This is a genomic window from Chryseolinea sp. H1M3-3 (assembly GCF_029360725.1).
Classification (GTDB): Bacteria; Bacteroidota; Bacteroidia; order Cytophagales; family Cyclobacteriaceae; genus Chryseolinea.
In genome coordinates this window covers 23,732-44,917 of record NZ_JARKMY010000018.1, presented here as the reverse complement: position 1 = coordinate 44,917, position 21,186 = coordinate 23,732, and the positions used below count along the sequence as shown (strand labels likewise).

The 21,186-nt window shown below is 41.3% G+C and carries 22 protein-coding genes; 5 read left to right on the top strand and 17 right to left on the bottom strand.

What is annotated here, in order from left to right; genetic code table 11:
- Window positions 1-142 precede the first annotated feature (142 nt).
- Window positions 143-727 (bottom strand): porin family protein, encoded by a 585-nt coding sequence (locus tag P2W71_RS24235; RefSeq protein WP_276374000.1) that lies wholly within the window; start codon window positions 725-727, stop codon window positions 143-145.
- A gap of 977 nt (window positions 728-1,704) precedes the next feature.
- Between P2W71_RS24235 and P2W71_RS24230 the strand changes: the two genes are divergently transcribed.
- The 4 genes from P2W71_RS24230 (at window position 1,705) to P2W71_RS24215 (ending at window position 5,151) form a co-directional block, all read left to right on the top strand.
- Complete coding sequence (locus P2W71_RS24230) at window positions 1,705-2,085, top strand: hypothetical protein (RefSeq protein WP_276373999.1); 381 nt, start codon at window positions 1,705-1,707, stop codon at window positions 2,083-2,085.
- A gap of 117 nt (window positions 2,086-2,202) precedes the next feature.
- The gene (locus P2W71_RS24225; protein ID WP_276373998.1) at window positions 2,203-2,670 is read left to right on the top strand and encodes a cytochrome P460 family protein; all 468 of its coding nucleotides are present in this window, start codon (window positions 2,203-2,205) and stop codon (window positions 2,668-2,670) included.
- A 167-nt stretch (window positions 2,671-2,837) separates the two neighbouring features.
- Window positions 2,838-3,593, top strand: a complete 756-nt coding sequence (locus P2W71_RS24220) for an SDR family oxidoreductase (RefSeq protein ID WP_276373997.1) — start codon at window positions 2,838-2,840, stop codon at window positions 3,591-3,593.
- A 79-nt stretch (window positions 3,594-3,672) separates the two neighbouring features.
- Window positions 3,673-5,151: a transglycosylase SLT domain-containing protein gene (locus P2W71_RS24215; protein WP_276373996.1), complete on the top strand. Its 1,479-nt coding sequence runs from the start codon at window positions 3,673-3,675 to the stop codon at window positions 5,149-5,151.
- Window positions 5,152-5,176: 25 nt separating this feature from the next.
- Here the strand turns inward: P2W71_RS24215 and P2W71_RS24210 are convergent, their stop codons facing one another.
- The 14 genes from P2W71_RS24210 to P2W71_RS24145 all read right to left on the bottom strand — a co-directional run bounded on the left by P2W71_RS24210 (window position 5,177) and on the right by P2W71_RS24145 (window position 18,146).
- Window positions 5,177-6,295 carry a PAS domain-containing sensor histidine kinase gene (locus P2W71_RS24210; protein WP_276373995.1) on the bottom strand — a complete coding sequence of 373 codons (1,119 nt, stop codon included), beginning with the start codon at window positions 6,293-6,295 and terminating at the stop codon, window positions 5,177-5,179.
- Between the two features lie 154 nt (window positions 6,296-6,449).
- Window positions 6,450-7,937, bottom strand: a complete 1,488-nt coding sequence (locus P2W71_RS24205; protein ID WP_276373994.1) for a GAF domain-containing protein — start codon at window positions 7,935-7,937, stop codon at window positions 6,450-6,452.
- Window positions 7,870-8,487: a thioredoxin fold domain-containing protein gene (locus P2W71_RS24200; RefSeq protein WP_276373993.1), complete on the bottom strand. Its 618-nt coding sequence runs from the start codon at window positions 8,485-8,487 to the stop codon at window positions 7,870-7,872. The genes P2W71_RS24205 and P2W71_RS24200 overlap by 68 nt, the downstream gene beginning before the upstream one ends.
- A 348-nt stretch (window positions 8,488-8,835) precedes the next feature.
- Window positions 8,836-9,249 (bottom strand): ester cyclase, encoded by a 414-nt coding sequence (locus P2W71_RS24195; protein WP_276373992.1) that lies wholly within the window; start codon window positions 9,247-9,249, stop codon window positions 8,836-8,838.
- Between the two features lie 81 nt (window positions 9,250-9,330).
- Complete coding sequence (locus tag P2W71_RS24190; RefSeq protein WP_276373991.1) at window positions 9,331-10,209, bottom strand: AraC family transcriptional regulator; 879 nt, start codon at window positions 10,207-10,209, stop codon at window positions 9,331-9,333.
- Between the two features lie 57 nt (window positions 10,210-10,266).
- Complete coding sequence (locus P2W71_RS24185; RefSeq protein ID WP_276373990.1) at window positions 10,267-10,848, bottom strand: hypothetical protein; 582 nt, start codon at window positions 10,846-10,848, stop codon at window positions 10,267-10,269.
- Between the two features lie 564 nt (window positions 10,849-11,412).
- Window positions 11,413-11,700: a hypothetical protein gene (locus P2W71_RS24180; protein WP_276373989.1), complete on the bottom strand. Its 288-nt coding sequence runs from the start codon at window positions 11,698-11,700 to the stop codon at window positions 11,413-11,415.
- Between the two features lie 513 nt (window positions 11,701-12,213).
- Entirely contained in the window at window positions 12,214-12,720 is a 507-nt protein-coding gene (locus P2W71_RS24175) for a hypothetical protein (RefSeq protein ID WP_276373988.1), read from the bottom strand.
- Window positions 12,721-12,835: 115 nt separating this feature from the next.
- Window positions 12,836-13,126 carry a pyrimidine/purine nucleoside phosphorylase gene (locus tag P2W71_RS24170; protein WP_276373987.1) on the bottom strand — a complete coding sequence of 97 codons (291 nt, stop codon included), beginning with the start codon at window positions 13,124-13,126 and terminating at the stop codon, window positions 12,836-12,838.
- Window positions 13,127-13,308: 182 nt separating this feature from the next.
- Window positions 13,309-14,775: a Gfo/Idh/MocA family oxidoreductase gene (locus P2W71_RS24165; protein ID WP_276373986.1), complete on the bottom strand. Its 1,467-nt coding sequence runs from the start codon at window positions 14,773-14,775 to the stop codon at window positions 13,309-13,311.
- A 470-nt stretch (window positions 14,776-15,245) separates the two neighbouring features.
- The gene (locus tag P2W71_RS24160) at window positions 15,246-16,016 is read right to left on the bottom strand and encodes an SDR family oxidoreductase (protein WP_276373985.1); all 771 of its coding nucleotides are present in this window, start codon (window positions 16,014-16,016) and stop codon (window positions 15,246-15,248) included.
- 78 nt (window positions 16,017-16,094) lie between these two features.
- Complete coding sequence (locus P2W71_RS24155; RefSeq protein ID WP_276373984.1) at window positions 16,095-16,661, bottom strand: Crp/Fnr family transcriptional regulator; 567 nt, start codon at window positions 16,659-16,661, stop codon at window positions 16,095-16,097.
- A 242-nt stretch (window positions 16,662-16,903) separates the two neighbouring features.
- On the bottom strand, window positions 16,904-17,584 hold the full coding sequence (locus P2W71_RS24150) for a Type 1 glutamine amidotransferase-like domain-containing protein (RefSeq protein WP_276373983.1): 681 nt from the start codon (window positions 17,582-17,584) through the stop codon (window positions 16,904-16,906).
- 166 nt (window positions 17,585-17,750) lie between these two features.
- Window positions 17,751-18,146, bottom strand: coding sequence for an amino acid-binding ACT domain-containing protein (locus tag P2W71_RS24145; protein WP_276373982.1), 396 nt, complete (start codon window positions 18,144-18,146; stop codon window positions 17,751-17,753).
- A 66-nt stretch (window positions 18,147-18,212) separates the two neighbouring features.
- Here P2W71_RS24145 and P2W71_RS24140 point away from each other — a divergent pair, with 66 nt between their 5' ends.
- Window positions 18,213-18,902, top strand: coding sequence for a helix-turn-helix transcriptional regulator (locus P2W71_RS24140; protein WP_276373981.1), 690 nt, complete (start codon window positions 18,213-18,215; stop codon window positions 18,900-18,902).
- 180 nt (window positions 18,903-19,082) lie between these two features.
- Here the strand turns inward: P2W71_RS24140 and P2W71_RS24135 are convergent, their stop codons facing one another.
- Both P2W71_RS24135 and P2W71_RS24130 read right to left on the bottom strand, forming a co-directional pair.
- Window positions 19,083-19,328, bottom strand: a complete 246-nt coding sequence (locus P2W71_RS24135; protein WP_276373980.1) for a hypothetical protein — start codon at window positions 19,326-19,328, stop codon at window positions 19,083-19,085.
- Window positions 19,329-19,676: 348 nt separating this feature from the next.
- Entirely contained in the window at window positions 19,677-20,924 is a 1,248-nt protein-coding gene (locus P2W71_RS24130) for an endo-1,4-beta-xylanase (RefSeq protein WP_276373979.1), read from the bottom strand.
- Window positions 20,925-21,186 lie beyond the last annotated feature (262 nt).

Here is a 21,186-nt window from a genome sequence, read left to right as displayed (position 1 = left end):
ATACCAATGATTTTATCAGCGTCATTTACAATATTCACAGAGGTTATTTCAGACAAGAAAGGTGTTATGATATTTTCATTGAACAAAAAAAAAGACTGCCGCAACGACAGTCTCTTTTTTACCTAATGTGTCTCTAAAAGAATTATTTCTTTCCAAATAACTTGTAACCTGCAGAAAACTGTAGGCCATAATTCTTTTGTTTAGTACCATCTGTATCGCCATCAAGGATATTCGAGAATCCTTTTACAAAACGGAAACCGAAGTTCAATCCCATTGGAAGATCTACACCAAGGCCAAGGGCCCCGCTGATGTCAGTACCTTTAAAACTATCCTTGACATCTGTTGACTCACCATCGAAGTCTGATTTAGCAGAAGCAAGAATACCAACTTGTGGCCCTAAGTGCATGCTGAAAACTTCCGTAAAGTTAAAACGTAACAATACAGGTACGGTAATGTAGCTCATTTTTAAAGTATAGCTGCCGTTCTTTGCGCCTTGTCCTGAGTAAAGAAGTTCTGGCTGAACGCCAAATTTCTCAGAAAGCATCATGGTAAGGTAGGCACCACCGTGAAAAGTCGTTCTGAAGCTTGGACTAGTGGTGAAACCACTGTTTGAAATAGTTGCGTTGGATAAATTAAGTCCAAGTTTTAAGCCTCCACTAACACCTTGTGCATTAGCACCCAGTGCCATAAGACCTACGAATGCGAAAAGGGATAAGATTTTTTTCATAGTTTATTGATTTTGGTTTAAAGAAAAAAAATGTACAAAACACCTTGACCCATCCCTTAGGGTCTTAGTTATTTTATATCGGTTCAATATTAGGGGGTTGAAAAAAAATAGGAACGATTTAGACATTGTGTTATTGACACATGTAAGTAATCAAGTGTTGTTGTGCAGAACACTGGAATGCAGCGTAATTTGGTTCTATTGGCAGTTAGAATGCGTTAGGAAGCAACTTTTACTCACCCATACATATATAGGGAACGTTAGACCCGCATTCTTCGGTCTTTATATTACATATGCCTAAAGAAAACGGCTTTTCTGCGGTTACCTGTAATGAGCGACGTTTTTAGTTAATTAACGTGCAAAACTTAGCCTTTAACGTTGCTTTATTTGTGAATTCGTTGCCAATGACTATTTCATTTATGATAAATCAGTCATGATATTTTGTAAAAAAAGTAGGCATTTTGTCGAACATGAACTTGTTAATTTCCTCGTTCTTTCCTCATATTATTGCCTGTCAGCAGGCAATTTTTTAGTACTTCACGTCATGTTATCAATTTTTTTCTTTTACCATGGCTCCGCCTTGCATTTGCCAACGCTACCCCTAGTGACATTTGGCCTTGAATCTTAAATAAGCGCTTTTTAAAATGATTGTCGCGGGGGAGCGATTACAACATCTTTTAAATTGTCGGAAGTGAGCGTTAACTTGATTAATCAAACGAGGTTTTTGTGTTATCGATCATTGAACAATATTCAATATCAAAAAACAAACTCCTTTGTGATGAATAGGTTTTTGCGAACGCATTCCGGGTAGCTGTGGGCAAATTAAATCACATTGTGGACTTTCATCGGCAGCCAGAAATGGGAAACTTTTTACACATGCGTTTTGTAAGGCAAATTTAAAGTCGGGCTGAATACAACAGTCTTCGATAAAGTTGGTACGACATTTTCTGTATCTTTTTTAATCAGAACGTAACGTGCCTATGAAAAAAATATTTATCTCCGCGTGTAGTGTGGCCATGCTGTGCGTTTTCTCATTTGCAAATGCCCAAACGCAGGACACTACTTTAGCCAAGGTTGACTTTGAAACGAACAAAGAAAAGGGTAAAGTCCGTAACAGGGCTGCAACGCAACTCGACAAAACCGTAACCGACGAAAAACTTGACCTACCCGCGAATGAAAAGTTTGTGGTGCCTTTCAACGCTCTCGATAAAAAATCAAATTATTATCTGTTAAAGAACAAAGTTGGACCAAACGGAGAAGAATTGCTGCAAGAAGGCGACGGTTTGTACTATATGGATGTTAGCGGCAACAAAGTCAAAGTAAAAGCTTCTGAGTTAAAGGAAAAGGCTAAACATAGCTGACCCCGTTAACGAATTGGTATTTATATGTGGAAGTGTCACGCGCCCGACATCTCCGCCAGTGCGCCATTGTTATATTCTTGAGTGAGCAATGGCATAAAACTTTTCATCGCGGGCCTTTTGGCTTTTTTTATACTAAAGGCCTGCACGAACCATGACATTCATGATCCGGACTACATTGACGCCACTGATGAAGATCTCTTTTTAGAAGTGAAGGATGCAATGCCATTTTATTATCAGGGCGGTATCACAATTGCTCCTGCTGCGCAAAGTCCCCATGGTGAATTCAAATTGCGATTCAATTCCATTGCAGATGGTTCTTTGGATAAAGGTGAGCTTCCTTCCAATGGACGTTTTTCGGATGGTTCACTAATTGTCAAGGAAGTGTACCTTAATTCCGTATTGTATATTTTTGCTGTGATGAAGAAAGCGCCGACTGACGTGAATGCAAAGGCTGGCTGGCTCTGGGCTGAATACCAGCTGGATGGCACGCCCGTAGTGAGCATTGAGGTGAAAGGCGCAGGGTGTATAAACTGTCATAGCGAAACACCTAACCGCGATTTAGTGCGAACTTTCGATTTGCATTAGCCAATCTTATAATCAAAGGCGAGCCTATCTTCTTTGGACATTCCAAACGCTACGTGGTGCGTTTTGATAAAACATCTCCGCGTACGCCTTCACACATTTTGATTTATAGTGCTAACCTGTTTGCGAAAATTATATCATATTGAAAGTTAATTTCGCCTTAACTTTTCATGGATTATAATTTAGAAAACAAAGTCGCGCTTGTTACTGGTGGCTCCAGAGGCTTGGGCGCCGCCATTTGCAGGGCGCTCGGTAACAGCGGCGCGAAAGTCGCGGTTAATTATTTCAGCCGCATGGAAGAAGCAAAATCGGTTCAAGAGGAAATCGTGCAGGGGGGAGGAATAGCAGAAATATTTCAAGGTGACGTTACGAAAGAGGTTGAAGTAAAAAAGCTTTGTGAATCCGTTACGACTTGTTTCGGACCCATCGATATCCTTGTTTTAAATGCCACATTAATTCACGTCCACAAGCCAATTGAAGACCTGGTGTGGCAGGATATGGTCGATCATTTTGAGTTCTTCGTTAAGAGTCCTTTACTTCTCGCGCAGCAAGTATTGCCTTCCATGAAGCAAAGAAAACAAGGCAGAATAATAAACATTGGTTCTGAAGTCTTTGAAAGAGGTATTCCGCGATTTAGCCATTATGTGGCGGCGAAAGGGGCGCAGCTTGGATTAACACGCTCGTGGGCAAATGAATTGGGGGAATACCAGATTACAGTTAACTTAGTTGCGCCAGGCTGGATACCTACGGAAATGCATGATAATGATCCGGAAGAAATGAAACTTGACTATGCAGAAAACGTTCCATTGAAACGAATGGGAGCCCCGTCGGATATAGGAGAGATGGTTGCGTTTTTAGCTTCCGATGCAGCAAAATTTATTACTGGTCAACGGATGACAGTTAATGGTGGCAATACCATGGTTTGATCATGTTGGTTGCTATTTGGAGAATAAAGGCCGGCAATAAGCGATTACAATTTTCTCGTCCTCAAATGCGAATTCATTTATGAAACGGTTCCTATTGGTTATTGCCTTATTTTCCTTCATATCATTCATGGTTGGATGTGGTAGCAATTCCAAATCAATGCGAGAGGAATCTCTAATCCCAGCCACTAACGTTTCGGCGGATTCAAGCGGCGAAAATTTTGTCTTGTCATCTGTGCCCGTTATTCTGAAAAGGCCACCTGCCATACCACGATACCCTCTGGAAAGAAAAAGATTAAAGGTGTTGGCGCTTCATTCCATTAATTCTTTCTTTTTGTATGACGGGGAAGAACATGGCCTGGAATATGAGCTTCTTCAACTGTATGCCAAGCGGGGTGATTTCGCAATTGATATCATAACAGTCGAGAATTACCGGCAAATGTACGACAGCATTGCCACCGGTAATTTTGATGTTGCTATTGGAACGTTGTTTGTAAACGCCGCCATGGACTCGATTACGCCCTTCAGCAATACCCTTTATCATTCGGATGTGATTTTGGCGACGTCGGGCAGCAATGCTGTTGATTCAAAAAAAGCCGGGGCTCCGATGAATGTTATTCATCACTCGCCGCTTCATTTTTGGATGCATGAAAATGATTCCGTGCTTCAGCATGTGAGAGATTCAATTAATCATTTAGCAGCAGATCTCAGCAAAGAATTAGCGCTGGAAAAAGTTGCAAAAAAAGAATATCCAAGCTTGGTTGTTGATAAACACGATTTTCTGATCATGCATTCGTATTTTCCGCATTTAACGGAACATCGTATTCTGCAGCGGGAACAACCTGTAGCCTTTGCGTTCAATCCTCATTCTCTTGCGCTCAAGGATCATTTCAATGCCTGGCACGCGAAACAAAAACATTCGTCAGATTATCAATTCACGCTAAGGAAATACAATGATCATTCAGCCTTTATCAAAGAAAAATTAAAGTATGAGATGCCTGTGATCCGGAAAGGTATCATCTCAAAATACGACTCCCTGATAAAACAACATGCTGCTAAAGAGCAATTCGATTGGAAACTAATTGCGGCCATTATTCATCAGGAATCCCGCTTCAGACCGCACATTGTTTCTCCGGTAGGCGCGTATGGCTTGATGCAGTTGATGCCATCTGTTGCAAAAACATATAAAATTAATTTTACCAAGCTGGCCTCCCCAGACTTGAATATTGCCATAGGCACCCGATACTTCCGGTGGATATACAATCATTTTGACAAACCAGAATTCACTGAGGAAGATAAAATTAAATTTAGTTTAGCAGCCTATAATGCTGGTATCGGTCACATATTCGATGCCCGTGCCTTGGCCGTCAAATATAAAATGAATCCTAATGTTTGGTCGGACAACGTAGAGGTTATGCTATTGAACAAGGGTTCGCGAAAATACTACACCGATCCTGTTGTAAAGTATGGTCATTGCCGCGGATATGAAACACGGGTATACGTTCGCAACATCATGCAGTACTACGAACACTATCTTAATTTTTTGCCGGTTGCTAACTGATATATGATGCTGTATTTCCCTGTCCTTAGGCGGCATTATATTGAATAGACCTCCCGTGAGGTACGATGGGAAAACGGATGATAAAGGATGTGCCGTGGTTTTCCTGACTTTCAACATCAATATATCCTCCCATAGCCTCTACTTGCATTTTGGTAATAAAAAGCCCGATGCCTTTTGCGTCAGGATTTTTGTGAAAAGTTTTATACATACCAAAAAGATCTTTCCGGTATTTTTCTAAATTGATCCCGCGTCCATTGTCGGTAACCGTAAACGTAACATAATCCTTATCGGTAGTACACGCGAGGCTAATTCTTGGCCTTCTTTCCGGGTGTCGATATTTCAAGGCATTTGTGAGAAGATTCAGTACGATACTTTCCGTATAAGCTGAATTCGCCAAGATCGCGGTTTGCTTATCAACATGATTAACCACGTCAGCATTACTGGTCGAGATTTGAACAGCAAGAATGTTTAATGCTTGTTCGACGAAGTTGTAAAGATTGATCTCTTCTAGCTTTAGTTGTTGCTGGTTTTGTATTGCAACGATATCATTTAAATGATTTACTGTCTCGCTAAATCCCTTTGAAATATTTTCCAAAAAATTGAATAGAGGTTGTCTTTCTGTATCATCTTTTGCTTCGTTCAAAAATCCGAGAATTGCTTTTAGGTTACCCGCATGGGATCTTAAGTTATGAGAAACAATATTGGCAAAACTCAACAGACGTCCATTTTGTTCTTTTATTTGTTCATTGGAAGATGTTAATTCTTTTTCCAATAGCTTAATGCGGGTGATATCAGCCACATGCACAAAAAATCCCTTTACTTCGCCATTTTCAATATCAGGAAAATAGTTAGCGAGCGAGTGCCGTAGGCCACCCGTTGGCGTTGGAATTTCTCGTTCAAAAGTCTGAGTATTGCCAGCGAGTGCCCCCAGAATGTAAGGAAGGTTTTTTTCATACAGGGCGCCTAGCAACTCCGGAAGCGTGATCTTATCCACCATTTCCTCTCTGGTTTTGCCGAACCACTCGCGGTAGGCGGCGTTCGCAAAACGACAAACGAGATCTTTATCCCAATAAGCAAGCATGGCAGTGACATGGTCTGCCACCTTAAGACCCATCGAATTAATGCTCTCTTTGTCTTGGATCACGTCACTTCGCTTTAATTACAAAGGTTTACGAATTTCCATCTTTTAAATATGATAAAACATGTGTACAGGAATGACTTTGGTCAGGATTACCAATACGATTAAAATCTGCCATTGCAGGCAGCAACCAGACTTGTGGTAATCTTTAACCTCCAATTTAAACCTGTCCCAACGCTGCTTTAACCTGACTTTCGTCAAGCACTTTGCGCAGATGTAACTCTTTTCTTCGCATTTCTTCCTGGGTAGCCTGTAGCTCTTCCATGTTCTGGCGCATCTCTTCTTCTTGCGCGCGCATTTCTTCCGTTTGCTGCTGTGACTCCGCCAGTAATTTTTTTACACGTTCTGTCGTGCGCGATGTAAGAATTGATGACGCAATGTTCTCAGATATTTTTTGCAAAAAATCAAGTTGATAGGGTTCCAATGGTTTAAACGATGCCAGTTCCATTACGCCAACAATTTCTTCGCTGGTCATTATAGGAACAATCACAATGCAATTGGGTGACGCTGCCCCTAACCCAGAGCTGATGGTCACATAGCCCTGTGGAACGGTGGTCATATAAATAATGTTTTTTTCCAGGAAACATTGACCTACAAGTCCGGAACCAATATCAATCCTTTTGTTTATATATTTCTTACGATCAAAGGCATAGCAGGAAACGAGATTGAGGAATTCTGATTCTCCTTCATTTTCCAAAAGAAATAAACCACCCTGATTCATACCCATATATTTCACCACGGTGCAGATAAAATCCTCGGCCATATTCTTCAAGGAATCGGCATTGTTTCGTATAATGTCTCCAACCTGGGTAAGGCCAACGGTAATATATTTTTCCTGCTTTTCCTTGATACTCGCTTGCAACAGGTTATCGCGCATAGTAATTAAGGCTTTACCAAGTTCGTCCCGTTTGAGCCCTTCGCTGTATTCCACTGCTAAGTTCCCTGAACTGATTTGCTCTGCGAAGGCAATATTACTTTTAACGTTTTTCAACTGTTCTTCCAATGCAATTTTGTTGGTGGCTTCAGATATTGTTTTCTCCTCCATCCCAAATGCCCAGTAGGCACAGACAGCACAAATTATTCCAGCCAGGAGCCCATGAAACATGAAGCTTTGCAGATCCATGTATTCCAATTGTGTGAAGTATATTTCGGTGTTCCCTAAGTATTGCATGTAGGCGAAACTTGCATGATGTATAACAACCATAATTATGAGCGGTATCTGCAGGCGCCAGTTCTGGTACGTGATCAGCAACGTGGAGCCAACAAAAACAAAAAAGTGCATTTCGAAAAGGCCGTGCATCTGGTAAATGAACTGGGCAGTAAAAATTGCCAGCACAGCACTTAAAATATATTGATAGAGATTGCTTGAAGGCAACAACGCTTTTGTGATAAAATAAGAAGCGAGACATAGACCGCCCACACCTATGGCAACGAGATAGGTATCATAAAAGAATGATAAAAAGATCCCGAATATGAAATGGGCAATGATGGCAGACAGCATAAAACTGTCTGACTTTTTCTTCATGGGCTCAAATATCGCCTTCCTCTCCGCTGCCGTCAATGCTGTTGCTGCCATGGTATTAATAGAAATTAAATTGTCTTTCGTTTTCGTTGGTTGGAAGTTCGCACCCATAACTCTGGGTTGCATAAAATTCAAATTGTGGTGGTGGTTGATTATTCAACAACGCGATCAGCGCGAGCTCTGCATAGTTGGTCGCTCTTGTCGTGCAATAACGCGACTTGTTGTAATTACCACGATAGAATAAATTTCCCTTTCGGTCTATGAGCACGGCCTGAGGTGTTGCATATACGCCATATGTCGCAGCTAATTTTCCATTTTCGTCAATAAAATATTGATGGTCCTTCCCAAATTCCCGCAGGGCTTTATGTTTTGCTTTCTCGGAGGGGACAACAATGAAAAGTTGAACGCTATCCTCGTAGGTTCTGATCAATGATTTAAGGTACCTGGCGTTGAACCGCGAGCAGGGGCAATCGGGATTATAAAAGTGAAGAAACAGCGGCCCTTGGGGAAGCACTGCGTCAAACTCCTGGCTAGATACAGGCTGTCCTACCAAAACTGCCTTATAGTTAGCAGGAACCGGTGTGGGCAAACTATAGCGATACTCCTGATGCCAGAAGATCCCCGCTATCCCGCCAAAACAAAGAAATAATATTATTATGGAAAGACTGTACCGCACCGCTCAAAGTTCACCGATTTTGGATTGCCAATATTATCCTGTTATGGGGTTATCAAAGCTATGTAAGGAATTCATGCGGCAGTGAAAACCTCAAGTACAGAACTTTCGCTTGTATAACGCCGCATATCATATTTGATAAAAAAGGGCGATCACAAATGCCATCCGTTAAACAAATTTAACGTTTGTGTTTAGTCCAGTCCGTTATTTCTTTTGGTGGAATGGATAGATCAGGGATTAATTTAGTGTTTATAGCAAAGCATTACACCGCTAATTCTAATGATCCTGACAGTAAAGATGAGGGAATTCGTTGGGTACACAACCGGTTCAAACGTCTCTGATTGGGGTAAGTTAGGAAATCTCTTTTACAATCTCAGCCAGATTACTCATACCCCAATGCTCAACGTATTTGCCATCTTTTAACCTGATGATATCAATAACATGAATGGCTACGCGTCGATTAGAAGCCGGAATGCCCATGAAATCTCCGGTGTGCGTTGCGCGCATTACTTTCCGGGTTGATACTTTATCGCCTTCACTTATTTGATCAAGAATTTCAACTTGAATATCTGGAAATCCTTTCCTTAACGTTTGTATGATAAAACTAATCATGCTCTCGGGTCCGTTTGGCATACCAGGAGGAGCGGAATGATTGATTACGTCTTCGCTCACCAAGGCTCTAAAAGAATTCATATCACCTTGCTCAATAAATTCTTTGTTGAACCGTGTAACGATGGCTTTATTTAGCGCCTGTATTGTTTGCATATCATTAGGTATTAAAAGTTGTTTTATGATGCAAAAATACAAGAGCGTGACGCGCTGGTGTTAAGGCTTTTCAGTCAATAGTTATTGCTTTCGGTTCAATTGCTGTTCCTGAAACGCTTTGGGAGTGGCGCCAAAAGTTTGCTTAAAGGATTGTGAAAAACTAGAATGATTGGCATAGCCCACCTGATGATATACCTCGCTTGGCTTCTGCCGATCATGGAGAAGAAATTCTTTTGCTATTTCCATTCGTTTACGCACCATCCATTTGTTGGGAGGCATTCCATATATTTTTTCAAATCGTCTTTTGAATGTCGACAGGCTTATGTTGCACAAAAACGCTAAATCTTGCAGACTGATATTGTTTGTAACATTGATTTCGACGGCTCTTCTGATTTCAAAATCATTGAAGTCCGTTCTCTTCGAAGATTGAAAAGCGAGAATTTGATGAGGATACTTTTCCAGCAGATGCAACATCAACTCTTCAAACTTTATTTGTTTCATCTCGCTGGAGATACTTGATGCATTCAGGAGGAGCAGGTTTAGTGAATGAATAAAATTCAGAACAAAAGCATCCTTTTTAAAAGCAATGTAGGGTTCAGGAGTTGGTGTCGTTGAATTTTTAAGTCGGGATATTTTAGCAGCGTATTTTAAATGAAAGTCCAGCAACACCTTATCGTCAAAAAATATTAAAATGCTTTTAAACGGAATCTTGTCTGATAGCTTCATGGTAACTAAACAATTGCCCCTTGAAAGAAAATGAAATTCATCGTCTTTGATGACTACTTTTTTTTCTGCGAAGTGCATGGTTTTTTCTCCACTCATCACGAGGCTAATGGCATGCTTGCTGAGCATACTTTTTCCCTGAAAGCTTCCGACCGGCGCATCGTAACGATGAAATATAATGCTATCGGATTTTTTTCCGATAGTTGTGATGTCGTCAGGGAGGGTGTATACTTTCATTTTTTGGCTTTACAACAGGCGTTATTTAGACGTTACGGTTGTTTAATGCGGTATTTGTTATGGCATCGTGCGGATGATAAAGCCTGAACGATGAATGGTGTACTCCTGGTCGCCTGGCTCATCCGTTGTGATCTTAAGCTTGTCGAAATCGGGGAAGTCCTCCGTGAATGTGAAATGAAATATCTTCTGATCCTGTGTTCCGGTCAGCGCCTGTTCGCTTAGTACTTTATCCTGCTGATCACATACCATGACCTTGATGCTGGCAATCTTAAAAACCGATTTAGACACCCTGATGACGATGGTATCTCCCTTTCGTGCACTAAAGCTGGAGGTGGTAATCACTGTGGCCTTTGCTTTTCGCAGATAATCTGTTATCACTGCAGTATAGGCATTCGGAAGCTTTAGTTGCCTCGCTTTTTGCTGATAGTACGCTTTCTGCTTTGGATTTTGCATAGCGTGGCTAGCAAAAAGGGCGGCGTCGCTGAAACGGGAGCGCGCTTGCCTGCGTGCCTCTGTATTGGTTTCATTTTTATAAACGGGGCGAGCCGATACAATGGTTTTACCATTGTAGTTGCGAAAGATAAGGTCTCCGACAGCACCTCCGATGTTTTTGTGTAGCGTGCTTGTAGCTCCGGCCATAAACGTGTTTTAATAATGGTGGTCTAATATAGCACGCCCGCCGCTCGCATTAAAATCAATAAGAAGGTAATAAAGAATGTGTAATAAGAATGTAGGAACTTTTATGCTCCAAAGATAGTAATTAGTCGAATTTTGCATGCTATGACCTTTTTTGACTTATCTCCATCATCCGCAAAAAGCTGTCAGGCCGTAAAAAAATGTTTCCTGTCTTCAGGCTGAAAACCTGCAACATTTCCACGGTACTCACCTTGGTGGTTTGCTAGCGGACGTTTTAAACGGTTTTTTTATTTGGAACAGAAGCGTGTCGCGTAGGCAACGTGTAATCGTAGGTTAACAGCTGCCAACCGCTAACCAAAAAATTATAGTATATAAGAAATATACAGGTATAACAGGTAAACCTCCGAAGGTGTACCAATCCCAATTCAATAGCGACGTTCCTCGACGGATGGTAAATGTGAGGGTTTTAACCTATGTCACTGGAATACATCACTTGCTTTGTCGTCGTAGAATTTTTAACGATCACTAAATCTACCGTAACACATGTAAATCTGTTATGGATGAGTTTTATATATCAGCGATCATCAAATCTATCTTATCGAAAAGTTCGCCGACACCTAATGCGGCCCAGACGATAAAAAGTCCCAAGCCAATTTTTACGATTCCCGGAATTGAGAAACCAAGCTTTTCCCGGATCATCATATTTATGGGGGGGAAGTATGCAAAAGAGAGCAGGAGCAGAAAAATTCCAAAGCCTGGGTCATTTCCCCAGAAAGTATTCACCAGGCCGATGGCAAAAACTATAATGCCAAATAGCCAACTGCCAATATCCAAAACAATTGATTTGTTGTTCATAGTGATGCTTGTTTTTATGGGTTTAATAATGAGGTTAAAAGTACTTTGTATTACAAAGTTAATAAGAAAAAACTATTATGCTAACGCCTTAAACTTTTTTTAGGGAAGTTCTTTTGACAATACTTTATTAACCGGCCCAGCTGAAGCCTGGTTGATAGAATTGTTGACAGGATGGGATTCTTTAACGGAACTACGCTAGGTTCTTGGTAATTTCCTTAAACCTTTTTGTTGCTATTGAGCTCGGTTGTTCTTTTTTACAGATGGTGAGATCCATTAAGGCCCTGTTTGGATTTTCCACTACCATGTCACCGTCCTGCAATTTATTTTTTAAAAGGGCGAGTGCTTCTTTAAATCTTTTATCCTTAGCGGCTTTTTGGTAAAAAGACAATACGAAAGTGTAATAGAATAAATTATATCTGAAAAAAGGAAATTCAGTTTTATGAAATAAGGTACCCATTCCATAATGGCATGGCCCGATCGGTTTCTTAACGTCCCAATGCCATAAAAGAAACTTTACTGCTTTATCCGTTTGTGGTTTATTGTGGCTGTATCAACAAAGCGAAATGCGTCTAAAGCTTCTAAGGTAGGTCCCGGATTAGAATGTTTAGTTTCGGGTCCTCGTCCAAAGCTAAATTTGTTACACACCCAACCTCCATCTTCTTGCTGCGTATTCAAGAGATGCTCAAATGTTTTAGTTAATCTTTTATCTTTTGAATAACCCAGATAGCATAACACTCTTAAACAGCCAATGGTGTGACAAGGGTAGATGGCACCCGTATCCCATATTCTGAACCGGCCGTCAGATTGTAAATGTTCGAAGATCAGATTAGCGATGTCCTTTATTATCAGATCGTTTTTCTTGAACCCCAATTCGACTAGCATCAATGCAACCTCTTTGGTAGAGAAAGGGCTGCCCTTGCCAATATTCTTTTCTTTTGTGGCCCATAAGTCTCCTCCATTACTATGTCGCTTCGACATAATAATTGCGATATCCTTTTTATACTTTTCTTTTAAATTCATTTCTGTTGTATACAACCGAAGTGACATCGTTATCTATCGAGTATGACTTACGAGGGCGTCAGTCACCCAATAACTTTTTATAGAAGGTACGAGGATATATTGAATGATACCAAATTCAGCCAACAAATTCGCAGAGATACGCCGTATCCTGCAGCACCTTTAATTGAAATTTGCTATTGGCAGCAACATCAAATTTTGAACCTGCTGCAAACTTTTTCCATTCATCTTTTCCAGGAAGTTTTACATCCAATTCTCCTGAGATAACCGTCATGATTTCGGGTTTGCCCGTGCCGAATTCATATTCCCCTGGTGCCATCACGCCTACGGTGGAACTATAAGGTCGTCCCTGGAACGAAATAGACTTTACGTTGCCTTCAAAATACTCATTGACTTTTAATGCGCTCATAATCATGTTAAAGTGCCAAAATTAACAGAATAAATGCGTGCACGGAATGGTTTTAGAAACTTTGTATAATCTTTCAAAAAAGAAGTGTTGTTGTCCATCTGTTCATCAGACAAAAAAATAAATCCGTTCTAAAAACGGATTTATCTGTGAGCAGTACAAATACATTCGATGCCACCATCAGGCTATACGTCCCATCCCTTCCGGTACGTTCTTCCTACAAATTGGTTGGCTTCTTCCATGTTTGTGATCTTCATTTTCTCGCCATCCCACAATAATTTCTTGCGTCCATAGTAGTCCATCTGACCTTTGCCGTTTTCCTTTCTCAGCATATAACTGCGTATAGCCAGGTTACCCATCAGTACAGTTTCGGTCATCGGGCCTGCATAATCGAACGACGATGTGAGGGCCTTATGCTCTTTGCTATCAAAGCCAGCTTTGCAGGCATCGACCCATTTCCGCTGATGTCCGTATTCAGGCTCGTCGCTTGGTGTGGTTTCCTTTCCGACCTCAGTTGTACCATCGCTTAAGTACAGCTTCGGCATGAGCGGCGAACTGTCGTTGATGTTGGTGGAGATCAGACCTTTCTCACCTATGATCAAAACACCGTTAGCGCTGTTGGCTCCTCCGATATCGTGGTCTGCAGGAACAATCTCCGGATGTGAAGGCCGGATACCGCCATCACTCCAGGTCATTTCTATAGGCGATTTGCTTTTATCCGTAGCGGCAAAATGAATGGTGATGAACGACGACGGGGGGCATCCTTCAGGATGATAATCCGCTGTCCACATTTGTGAATATACGGAGGCTACGCTGCACTCCGCATCGGTAGGATATTTTAACCCAAGCGTGCGGAAGGGAATGTCAATAAGGTGGCAACCTACATCACCCAAAGCTCCGGTACCATAATCCCACCAGCCACGCCAGTTGAAGGGATGAAGGTTAGGTGTATAAGGTTTAAACTCAGCGGGGCCGAGCCAGAGATCCCAGTACAAGTCCTTGGGCTTTTTACTCTCATCAGGCGCCGGCATTGCAAAACCCTGTGGCCATACCGGGCGGTTAGTCCAAATTTGCACTTTCGAAATTTTACCAAGCTTTCCTGAATCGACCCAGGCCTGTACGTTTCGCAACAGCGGGTTCGATGCACCCTGGTTACCCATTTGGCTAACGATCTTTTTCTGGCGTGCCATCTGTGTGAGAATGCGCGCCTCCCGGATGTTGTGTGACAAAGGTTTTTGAACATATACGTGCTTACCGCGGTCCATGGCATAAACAGCCGCTGGCGCGTGTACGTGATCGGGCGTAGAGATGGTTACTGCGTCGATATCCTTTTCCTGGTCGAGCATCACACGGTAGTCATTGTATAACTTTGCTTTAGGGAAGTTCTCGACCGACCGCTTCGCAGAGCCTGAAAAATCCACATCACACAATGCCAGCACTTTTTCGCGTCCGTTTACAGAAGCGTTCTTTATATCGCTGGTACCCTTTCCACCTGAGCCGATGGCAGCAATAACAAGTTGATCACTGGGGGCAGTAAATCCAACACCGCCGAGCACATGCCGGGGTACAATAAAGACAGAGGAGGCAATCACACTTTGTTTAATAAATTTTCTCCGTGAAGCGTCAGCTTTCATTCCGTTAGGTTTATTCATTGTAGTTGATTATCGGTAGTACAAAAATTTATTTCGGGAATATAGAAATTAAAAGTAAAAAACCATTCCCATAAAACGTATTTAAAAAGATTGTTTTGCGTCAAAAACGATTACCCTTAATTGCCCCATTCTATAGCCAGTATGCGTACCGTTGGTACTTAGGTAATGCCGAACGGAGAGGGGAGTGTCGAATAAATGAAATTTCGTCCCGCTATTCAACGATGTGTTTGTGTGCACTTATAATCGGCACGCGTACCGGCGTAGTAGTTGCACAGCGAAAATAACACAAGCCAAAGGTTACATGGCTAATGAAATATCGGGAACGACGTCCGGAGAGTTACCGTCAGTAAGGTTTTTAGGTTATATTTTAGGGTTTGTTGTCTTTAAAAACCATCTCATATTTTTTGCGGTTGTTGCATATTTCTTCCTGCAATGAGTTTGTTGTGTTTAGCGGTTTGGTATGTTTGGGATTACCAAGGAATCTCGCCTGACTCGGGATTCGTTTCTTCACTGAAAAATTTTCCGGTTGGCCCAGCCTTATCTATTAAGGCGTATTTAATTATACGGGCAGCAGCATCTTCCACGGTCCCTGTTCCCTGATGATTGGTGAAATCTGTTTTTGTATAACCCGGGTCGACTGCGTTTACCTTGAATGCGGTTTCTTTTAGCTCGTAAGCCAAATGGACCGTGTACATGTTCAACGCCGATTTTGAAGAACCATAGACAGCAAATTTTCCAAATTGATACGCTGGCCAATTCGCATCGCTTTGAAGTGTTAGCGAGCCAACACTTGAACTTACATTTACAATTCTAGGTTCAGCTGATTTTTTGAGTAAATCCAAAAACGCCTGCGTCACTCTTACCACGCCAAAGACGTTTGTCTCGTACACTTCTTTGAAAATATCAATGCTTGCTTCGATGGCATTCCTTGTCTCAGGAAGGGAATTTCCATCATGGCCAAATCTAACACCACTGATACCTGCGTTGTTTATCAAAATGTCTAAGACGTCAGTTTTTCTGCCGATAACGGCGCGTGCTTTTTTTACTGAGTCCTCATCGGTCACATCGATTCGAATGGCTTCGACGCTCGTTAACCCTTCGGCTCTCAGTTTTTCAACAGCTTGCAGACCTTTTTGTAAATCCCGGCTACCCAGGTAAACGTAATGGCCCTTTTGCAATAGGGCTCGGGTTGTTTCGTAGCCGATACTTTTGTTAGCTCCTGTAATTAAAATTGATTTCATTTTCCCTTTGTTTTGAAATTGACATCACAAAGGTTGCCTTGCCGAAAATGAAATTATTTACCATTTGGTAAAAAGGATTTAGCGGATATTCTTTCGAATTCTGCTTAAGGATTGTTGCGTAACGCCTAAATAAGAAGAGATGTATGCTAAAGGAACGCGGTTGATGAGTGACGGATAATTTTCCATAAACTCCAGATACCGAGTCGTCGCGTCTTGCGAAATGACAGGGCTCTTTCTCGATTTCATAATAAGACATTTTTGAACCATCTTATTTTTAATATTGTCCCAACCTACGATGGTATTGGAAAGCTCTTCCCAATTTTGTTTTGAAAAGACAACCAACTTGCAATTGGTAGCTGCTTGCAAATATTCAGAGGACGCAGTATTAGCTTCGAAATTGACATAGTCGACGACTAAATTATTCTCACCAATAAAACAACGTGTGATTTCTTCACCTTTGTTGTTGTAGTAACAACCACGAATAATACCTTCAACAATGAACCCCACTTGTTTTGGAATTTTAGTTGCTTCCGAAAAATACGCGTCCTTCTGAAGGTTCAATTCGGTTGCTTTTCCTGTAATAAAGTCTATCTGCTGCTTGTTCAAGTTGCCAAACTGCAAAATATATTCTATCAGTTCTTTCATTTCTCAAATATCAAGTCAGCAAGGTTTGAAAACAATACTTAATGGTACTATTAATGTGCGTTTAAACGTAGGGTTGTTTTGAGGATAAAATTTAATTTTGTCGCCGGGTTCTGCTTTTGTTTGATTTGTGTGCCAATGGCAAGAATCTTAGTCGACGGATTGTATACGCCATCCAGGCTATGGAAAAAATTACTGATGTTGATTTTCAACTGTCAGCCCCGGTATTGCCATTATAATGTTAGCTATTTGTTGTTTTGTGAGGGTATAAACAGTTTCCATTTTCCCTCGCTTATTACTTCAACATTACTATCGATTACTTTAATAGCTGTGGCATCGTCAATGGCATAAGAAGGCACTAATAGTGTCTTCGATAATTTCTCAATATTTTCTAAAGAATTTTCTGGAAACCACTCATGTTCTAAATGAGGATGTATTGCGAAATCACAAATCCCTAAACATTTTTCCGTGTCTGCCGGTAAATTGTGGTTTCCATAAGTTGTACCATAGCTAGTCATAACCATGCTTCCTGCACTAAGTCCAACGTACACAGTTTTGTTTAGTAATATGGGTAAAAGTTCAGTCAAGCCTGATTGCTGCATCCAATAAGTCAAATATTGACAGTCTCCTCCACCAACAAGTAAGGCATCGGTCTCTTCCAGTTGCTTCAGCCAAAGGTCTTTTTTCATACTTGGCATTGCTGTAAGTTCTAATATGCCAATGGACTTCCAACCTAATTCGCAGAAGGGGTCGCCTAATGTTCCGCTAACGACTCCTCGTATGATTTCCGCACTTCCTTTAATAGCATATATGGCCGTAGGGATAAAAAGAGCTTTGGACTCTTCAATGGGTTTGTCCAATAGTTCGATCAAAGCACTTCGGATGCTAGCGTTACTTATGCCTGCAGATGTGAGGAGTAATTTCATTTTTTTATTTTGTTGGAATTGACGGACCCAAAATTTCGGGTTTATTCATAGTAAGGATATAATGACTTCTTTCAAATTCTTTATAATTTGACGTCCCCGTTCCTGTGTCATCCGTCATTTGACTGTTACCTATAATTGGGCTGTCCGCTTCTAAATTTATTGGCACTTAGCCCCACCATTCTTTTATCCATTCTTCCGATACCTTTTTACCTCTTTCATAATCGTCGACTACTACAATTAGTTGATTAGAATGATCGCTGTACTGTACTAAAATATTTACGTTGGCTTCCGCCATTTTTCTGCAAAACATTCCCAATTGCCCGGGAACATCTTGTCGCAGTTTTTGAATAATGACGTTGTTTATTTTTGCAACCTCAATTTGAACTTTTGCTAGTGCCTCTTTGGCTTTCTCGGCTTCCTCCACCAAGAAGTGAGCAATCGCCGTTTTCCCGGTTTGAAATACGCCGCCCCCTTCCAGGCTGATTTTGATTTTCCCTAAGGTTTCGCCCATCAAAGCCAAAGCACCTGGCTTATTTTCTAATATTATCTCTATGTCTTGCATTTTACATTTTTTGTTTTCACAAAGAAAACACTTTAGATACTTTTATACTTCATTTAAGACTGAACTATGAACGAAGAAGATAAATTTGTTTCGATTGCCGGATTGATGTGTGAACCTACGAGGGCAAGAATGCTTTGGAATTTACTCGATGGTAGAGCATATACGGCAAGTGAAATATCTATTGTTGCAAATACTTCACCTACTGCTGCAAGTAATCATTTGTCAAAATTGCTTGAAGCTGAAATTATCAAGGTTGAAATTCAAGGGCGACATAGATATTACTCACTTTCAAATTCTGAAGTCGCTTTTGCTGTCGAAGGGTTGGCAAATCTTTCAAACAACTGTACTACTAAGCGTGTGAAAAAAGAACCTGAGGTGAATGGCGTTAAATATTGCAGAACCTGTTACGACCATTTGGCTGGTTTTGTTGGTGTTAAAATTATTGAAACATTAGAAGCAAAAGGCTACGTGATAAAATCAAAGAACATTTATCTGGTATCTGCAAAAGGGTGGGAATGGTTTCGGTTTTTTAATATTTCCGAAGATATTTTTACGATTAGTCGTCGCCCAGTGACTCGCCAGTGCCTTGATTGGTCTGAACGCCGACCACACTTATCCGGTCAGCTTGGTGCTGTATTTTTAAGCAAAATGTTGGAACGAAAATGGTTTAAGAAGGTTGAGTTTTCAAGAGAGTTGGTAGTCACCTCAAAAGGACTTCAGGAACTTAATAATTTATTGGGTATAGTTCTACGATGACCGCTCATCAAATGCATCTAGATTTCTCATAACAGCATTAACATAGCTATTTTTCCTTCTTTAAAAAAAGAGATTCTCTCTCTGTAACACGATTTTTATGGTCTGCTTTATCTATAAGAAGCAAGCTTTCGGCGACTATTTCAGTACATATATTTTGATGCCTCCTTTTCCTGCTTCGTATCAAGGGATTCCTTTTTCTACAAATACTTTTTCACCGTTTTCTTTGCATCCAGAAATCCAGTATGGGTCGCCAGTCTCAACGTCACGGTAGTTTGCTTTGAATCCACGCATGCGCTCGAACGTCTGTCCTTTGTAATGAATTGACTGCTTGGTTTCGGAAAAAGTCACTCGTCCAATTCGAGCCTTACCAATCAAGTTGTTTTCCCCGTCTTTGTTCTCAATAAACATTATTCTTGTCTGTGCCATGTTGCTAACCTTTCTTGTCCGCTGGCATGACAGTAGCGGAATTAGAAACGCATTACTGTCCCACGAAACCAAAATTTATTTGGAAACGAAATATATGTTATCTGCGGCGGCCAATAAATTTCCAACTGTAAATCTTCTATTTTTTCTTCCGATTCAGCACAAACCATCCGCCTAAAACGAAGACCACAAATACGCCTACAAAAATTGCTACGGTCATAATTTTTGTTGTTTGGTTGATAAGCATAATATTTATTGCCCGGATACAAAACGTTGATGAATATGATGCTGGGTTTATAGCTAACGTTAATGGAGTAACAAAAACTTGCACTAGTGTTCTGCTGATGTCTTCTACTTCGTAAAATCTGCCACAACTTTTCCAACCTTCTTATCTAATGCAACTTCTTGTGATTTTCCATTCACAGTCACCTTGTACTTTCCGAAAAAGGCAGGTATTGAGAGCGTGCCGGAACGGCCAACCGCGCTGCTGCTTTTAGTCCACCATGTTTTGAAAATCAGATTTTCATAAGCGACAGCGGCAGGGGTAGGGGACCAGTCCCGCTTGTACAATGACGATACGGGGATCCAGTTGGCGCCCTCCCAAAATCCCCACATTAAAATGCCTTCCACTGCTGGATGTGCAAAACATATCTTATAATAGTCAATCATTTCCTTTGCCTTTAACGCTTCTTCTTCGGGTGTCATCGTTAGGATTTTGTCGCGATGATATTTTGAACGTTGTCCGGGCATGTTGAACTCCGTAATACGGATGGGAAGCTTGAAAATGGCCAGCGAATCTAACGCCCGTTTGAGTTCGCCGCGGTCAAAAGTATCGGTATGCAAATGTCCCTGAACACCGATGCCAGCCAGCGGCACACCCTGTGCTAAAAGTTTCCGGATCTGAGCCATATATTCCGGCAGCTTATTGCCGGTAAGAATATCGTAATCATTCAAGTACAATTTAGCAGTAGGGTCACCGTTATGCGCCCACTGTGCCATTTGTTTCGTGATCTCCGGCCCAAGTCGTTCCTCGTAAAAATTGCCATGAACCATCTCGTTATTAAGGTCATATTCAGCGAACCTGCCCTGGTACCGTTTGGTTATTGTCTCGGCTCTGTTTTGGAGGGTACGTCGCAGTTCCTCGTCATTCATCTCGACCAGCCACGGTTGTACAAATTTGTGTATCCCCCAAAACAAATTGTGACCGCGAAGCGGAATATTATTTTTTTCGGTCCAGGCCAGCATGCCGTCGACGGTAGCGTAATTCACCTGTCCCTGCTGACGTTCCATACTCAACCACTTTACGGCGTTTTCGGTCACTGCCGAATTAAAATTCTTGAGGAACTTTTCTTCGTATTGCCGTCTGTCGTCCGCTGACATCGAACCATCGATAAACCCATTGCTGATTGCGCAACCAAACCAGAATTCATGGCTCAGCTGTTCTATCGTGACCTTCTCACCTCGTTTTGCTTTTACAATCAATTCGCCCTTTCGGTATTTGGCAATGTCTTTGTCGACTTCTGCCTGTTGGGCTCCCGCGACTAGCCACATAAACAGCATCATGAATGTCAACAGGAGAAATGAAATATTATTCTTCATAGATCGGGATTCGGATTAACGATGTTGATGGGTGCTAAAATAGATATTAAGAATACATGAACGAAAAATATTACAGTAACGGATGGAGGGATGTCTGGTCTGCTGACGTACAGGGCTTGTGAGTAGTAAAATAATTATTCGATGGTGTTGGAATCCACCCAATCAATACAGCCGTATTGTGATTCACTCTGTTGTAACGTGCAACAGTGTTGAGGCCTTAATTGATTGTAACAAGGGTGAGGGTTTCGATAACAAACTTGCA

Excerpts from the sequence above, each read along its gene's own strand:
- P2W71_RS24175 (WP_276373988.1), bottom strand. The coding sequence starts at position 12,720 with ATGAATTTAAAAGAAAAGTATAAAAAGGATATCGCAATTATTATGTCG.
- P2W71_RS24195 (WP_276373992.1), bottom strand. The coding sequence starts at position 9,249 with ATGCAAACAATACAGGCGCTAAATAAAGCCATCGTTACACGGTTCAAC.
- P2W71_RS24135 (WP_276373980.1), bottom strand. The coding sequence starts at position 19,328 with ATGGCACAGACAAGAATAATGTTTATTGAGAACAAAGACGGGGAAAAC.
- P2W71_RS24180 (WP_276373989.1), bottom strand. The coding sequence starts at position 11,700 with ATGAACAACAAATCAATTGTTTTGGATATTGGCAGTTGGCTATTTGGC.
- P2W71_RS24150 (WP_276373983.1), bottom strand. The coding sequence starts at position 17,584 with ATGAAATTACTCCTCACATCTGCAGGCATAAGTAACGCTAGCATCCGA.
- P2W71_RS24205 (WP_276373994.1), bottom strand. The coding sequence starts at position 7,937 with ATGCAACCCAGAGTTATGGGTGCGAACTTCCAACCAACGAAAACGAAA.
- P2W71_RS24160 (WP_276373985.1), bottom strand. The coding sequence starts at position 16,016 with ATGAAATCAATTTTAATTACAGGAGCTAACAAAAGTATCGGCTACGAA.
- P2W71_RS24170 (WP_276373987.1), bottom strand. The coding sequence starts at position 13,126 with ATGAGCGCATTAAAAGTCAATGAGTATTTTGAAGGCAACGTAAAGTCT.
- P2W71_RS24215 (WP_276373996.1), top strand. The coding sequence starts at position 3,673 with ATGAAACGGTTCCTATTGGTTATTGCCTTATTTTCCTTCATATCATTC.
- P2W71_RS24220 (WP_276373997.1), top strand. The coding sequence starts at position 2,838 with ATGGATTATAATTTAGAAAACAAAGTCGCGCTTGTTACTGGTGGCTCC.
- P2W71_RS24145 (WP_276373982.1), bottom strand. The coding sequence starts at position 18,146 with ATGCAAGACATAGAGATAATATTAGAAAATAAGCCAGGTGCTTTGGCT.
- P2W71_RS24230 (WP_276373999.1), top strand. The coding sequence starts at position 1,705 with ATGAAAAAAATATTTATCTCCGCGTGTAGTGTGGCCATGCTGTGCGTT.
- P2W71_RS24140 (WP_276373981.1), top strand. The coding sequence starts at position 18,213 with ATGAACGAAGAAGATAAATTTGTTTCGATTGCCGGATTGATGTGTGAA.
- P2W71_RS24130 (WP_276373979.1), bottom strand. The coding sequence starts at position 20,924 with ATGAAGAATAATATTTCATTTCTCCTGTTGACATTCATGATGCTGTTT.
- P2W71_RS24190 (WP_276373991.1), bottom strand. The coding sequence starts at position 10,209 with ATGAAAGTATACACCCTCCCTGACGACATCACAACTATCGGAAAAAAA.
- P2W71_RS24185 (WP_276373990.1), bottom strand. The coding sequence starts at position 10,848 with ATGGCCGGAGCTACAAGCACGCTACACAAAAACATCGGAGGTGCTGTC.
- P2W71_RS24165 (WP_276373986.1), bottom strand. The coding sequence starts at position 14,775 with ATGAATAAACCTAACGGAATGAAAGCTGACGCTTCACGGAGAAAATTT.
- P2W71_RS24235 (WP_276374000.1), bottom strand. The coding sequence starts at position 727 with ATGAAAAAAATCTTATCCCTTTTCGCATTCGTAGGTCTTATGGCACTG.
- P2W71_RS24155 (WP_276373984.1), bottom strand. The coding sequence starts at position 16,661 with ATGAAAGAACTGATAGAATATATTTTGCAGTTTGGCAACTTGAACAAG.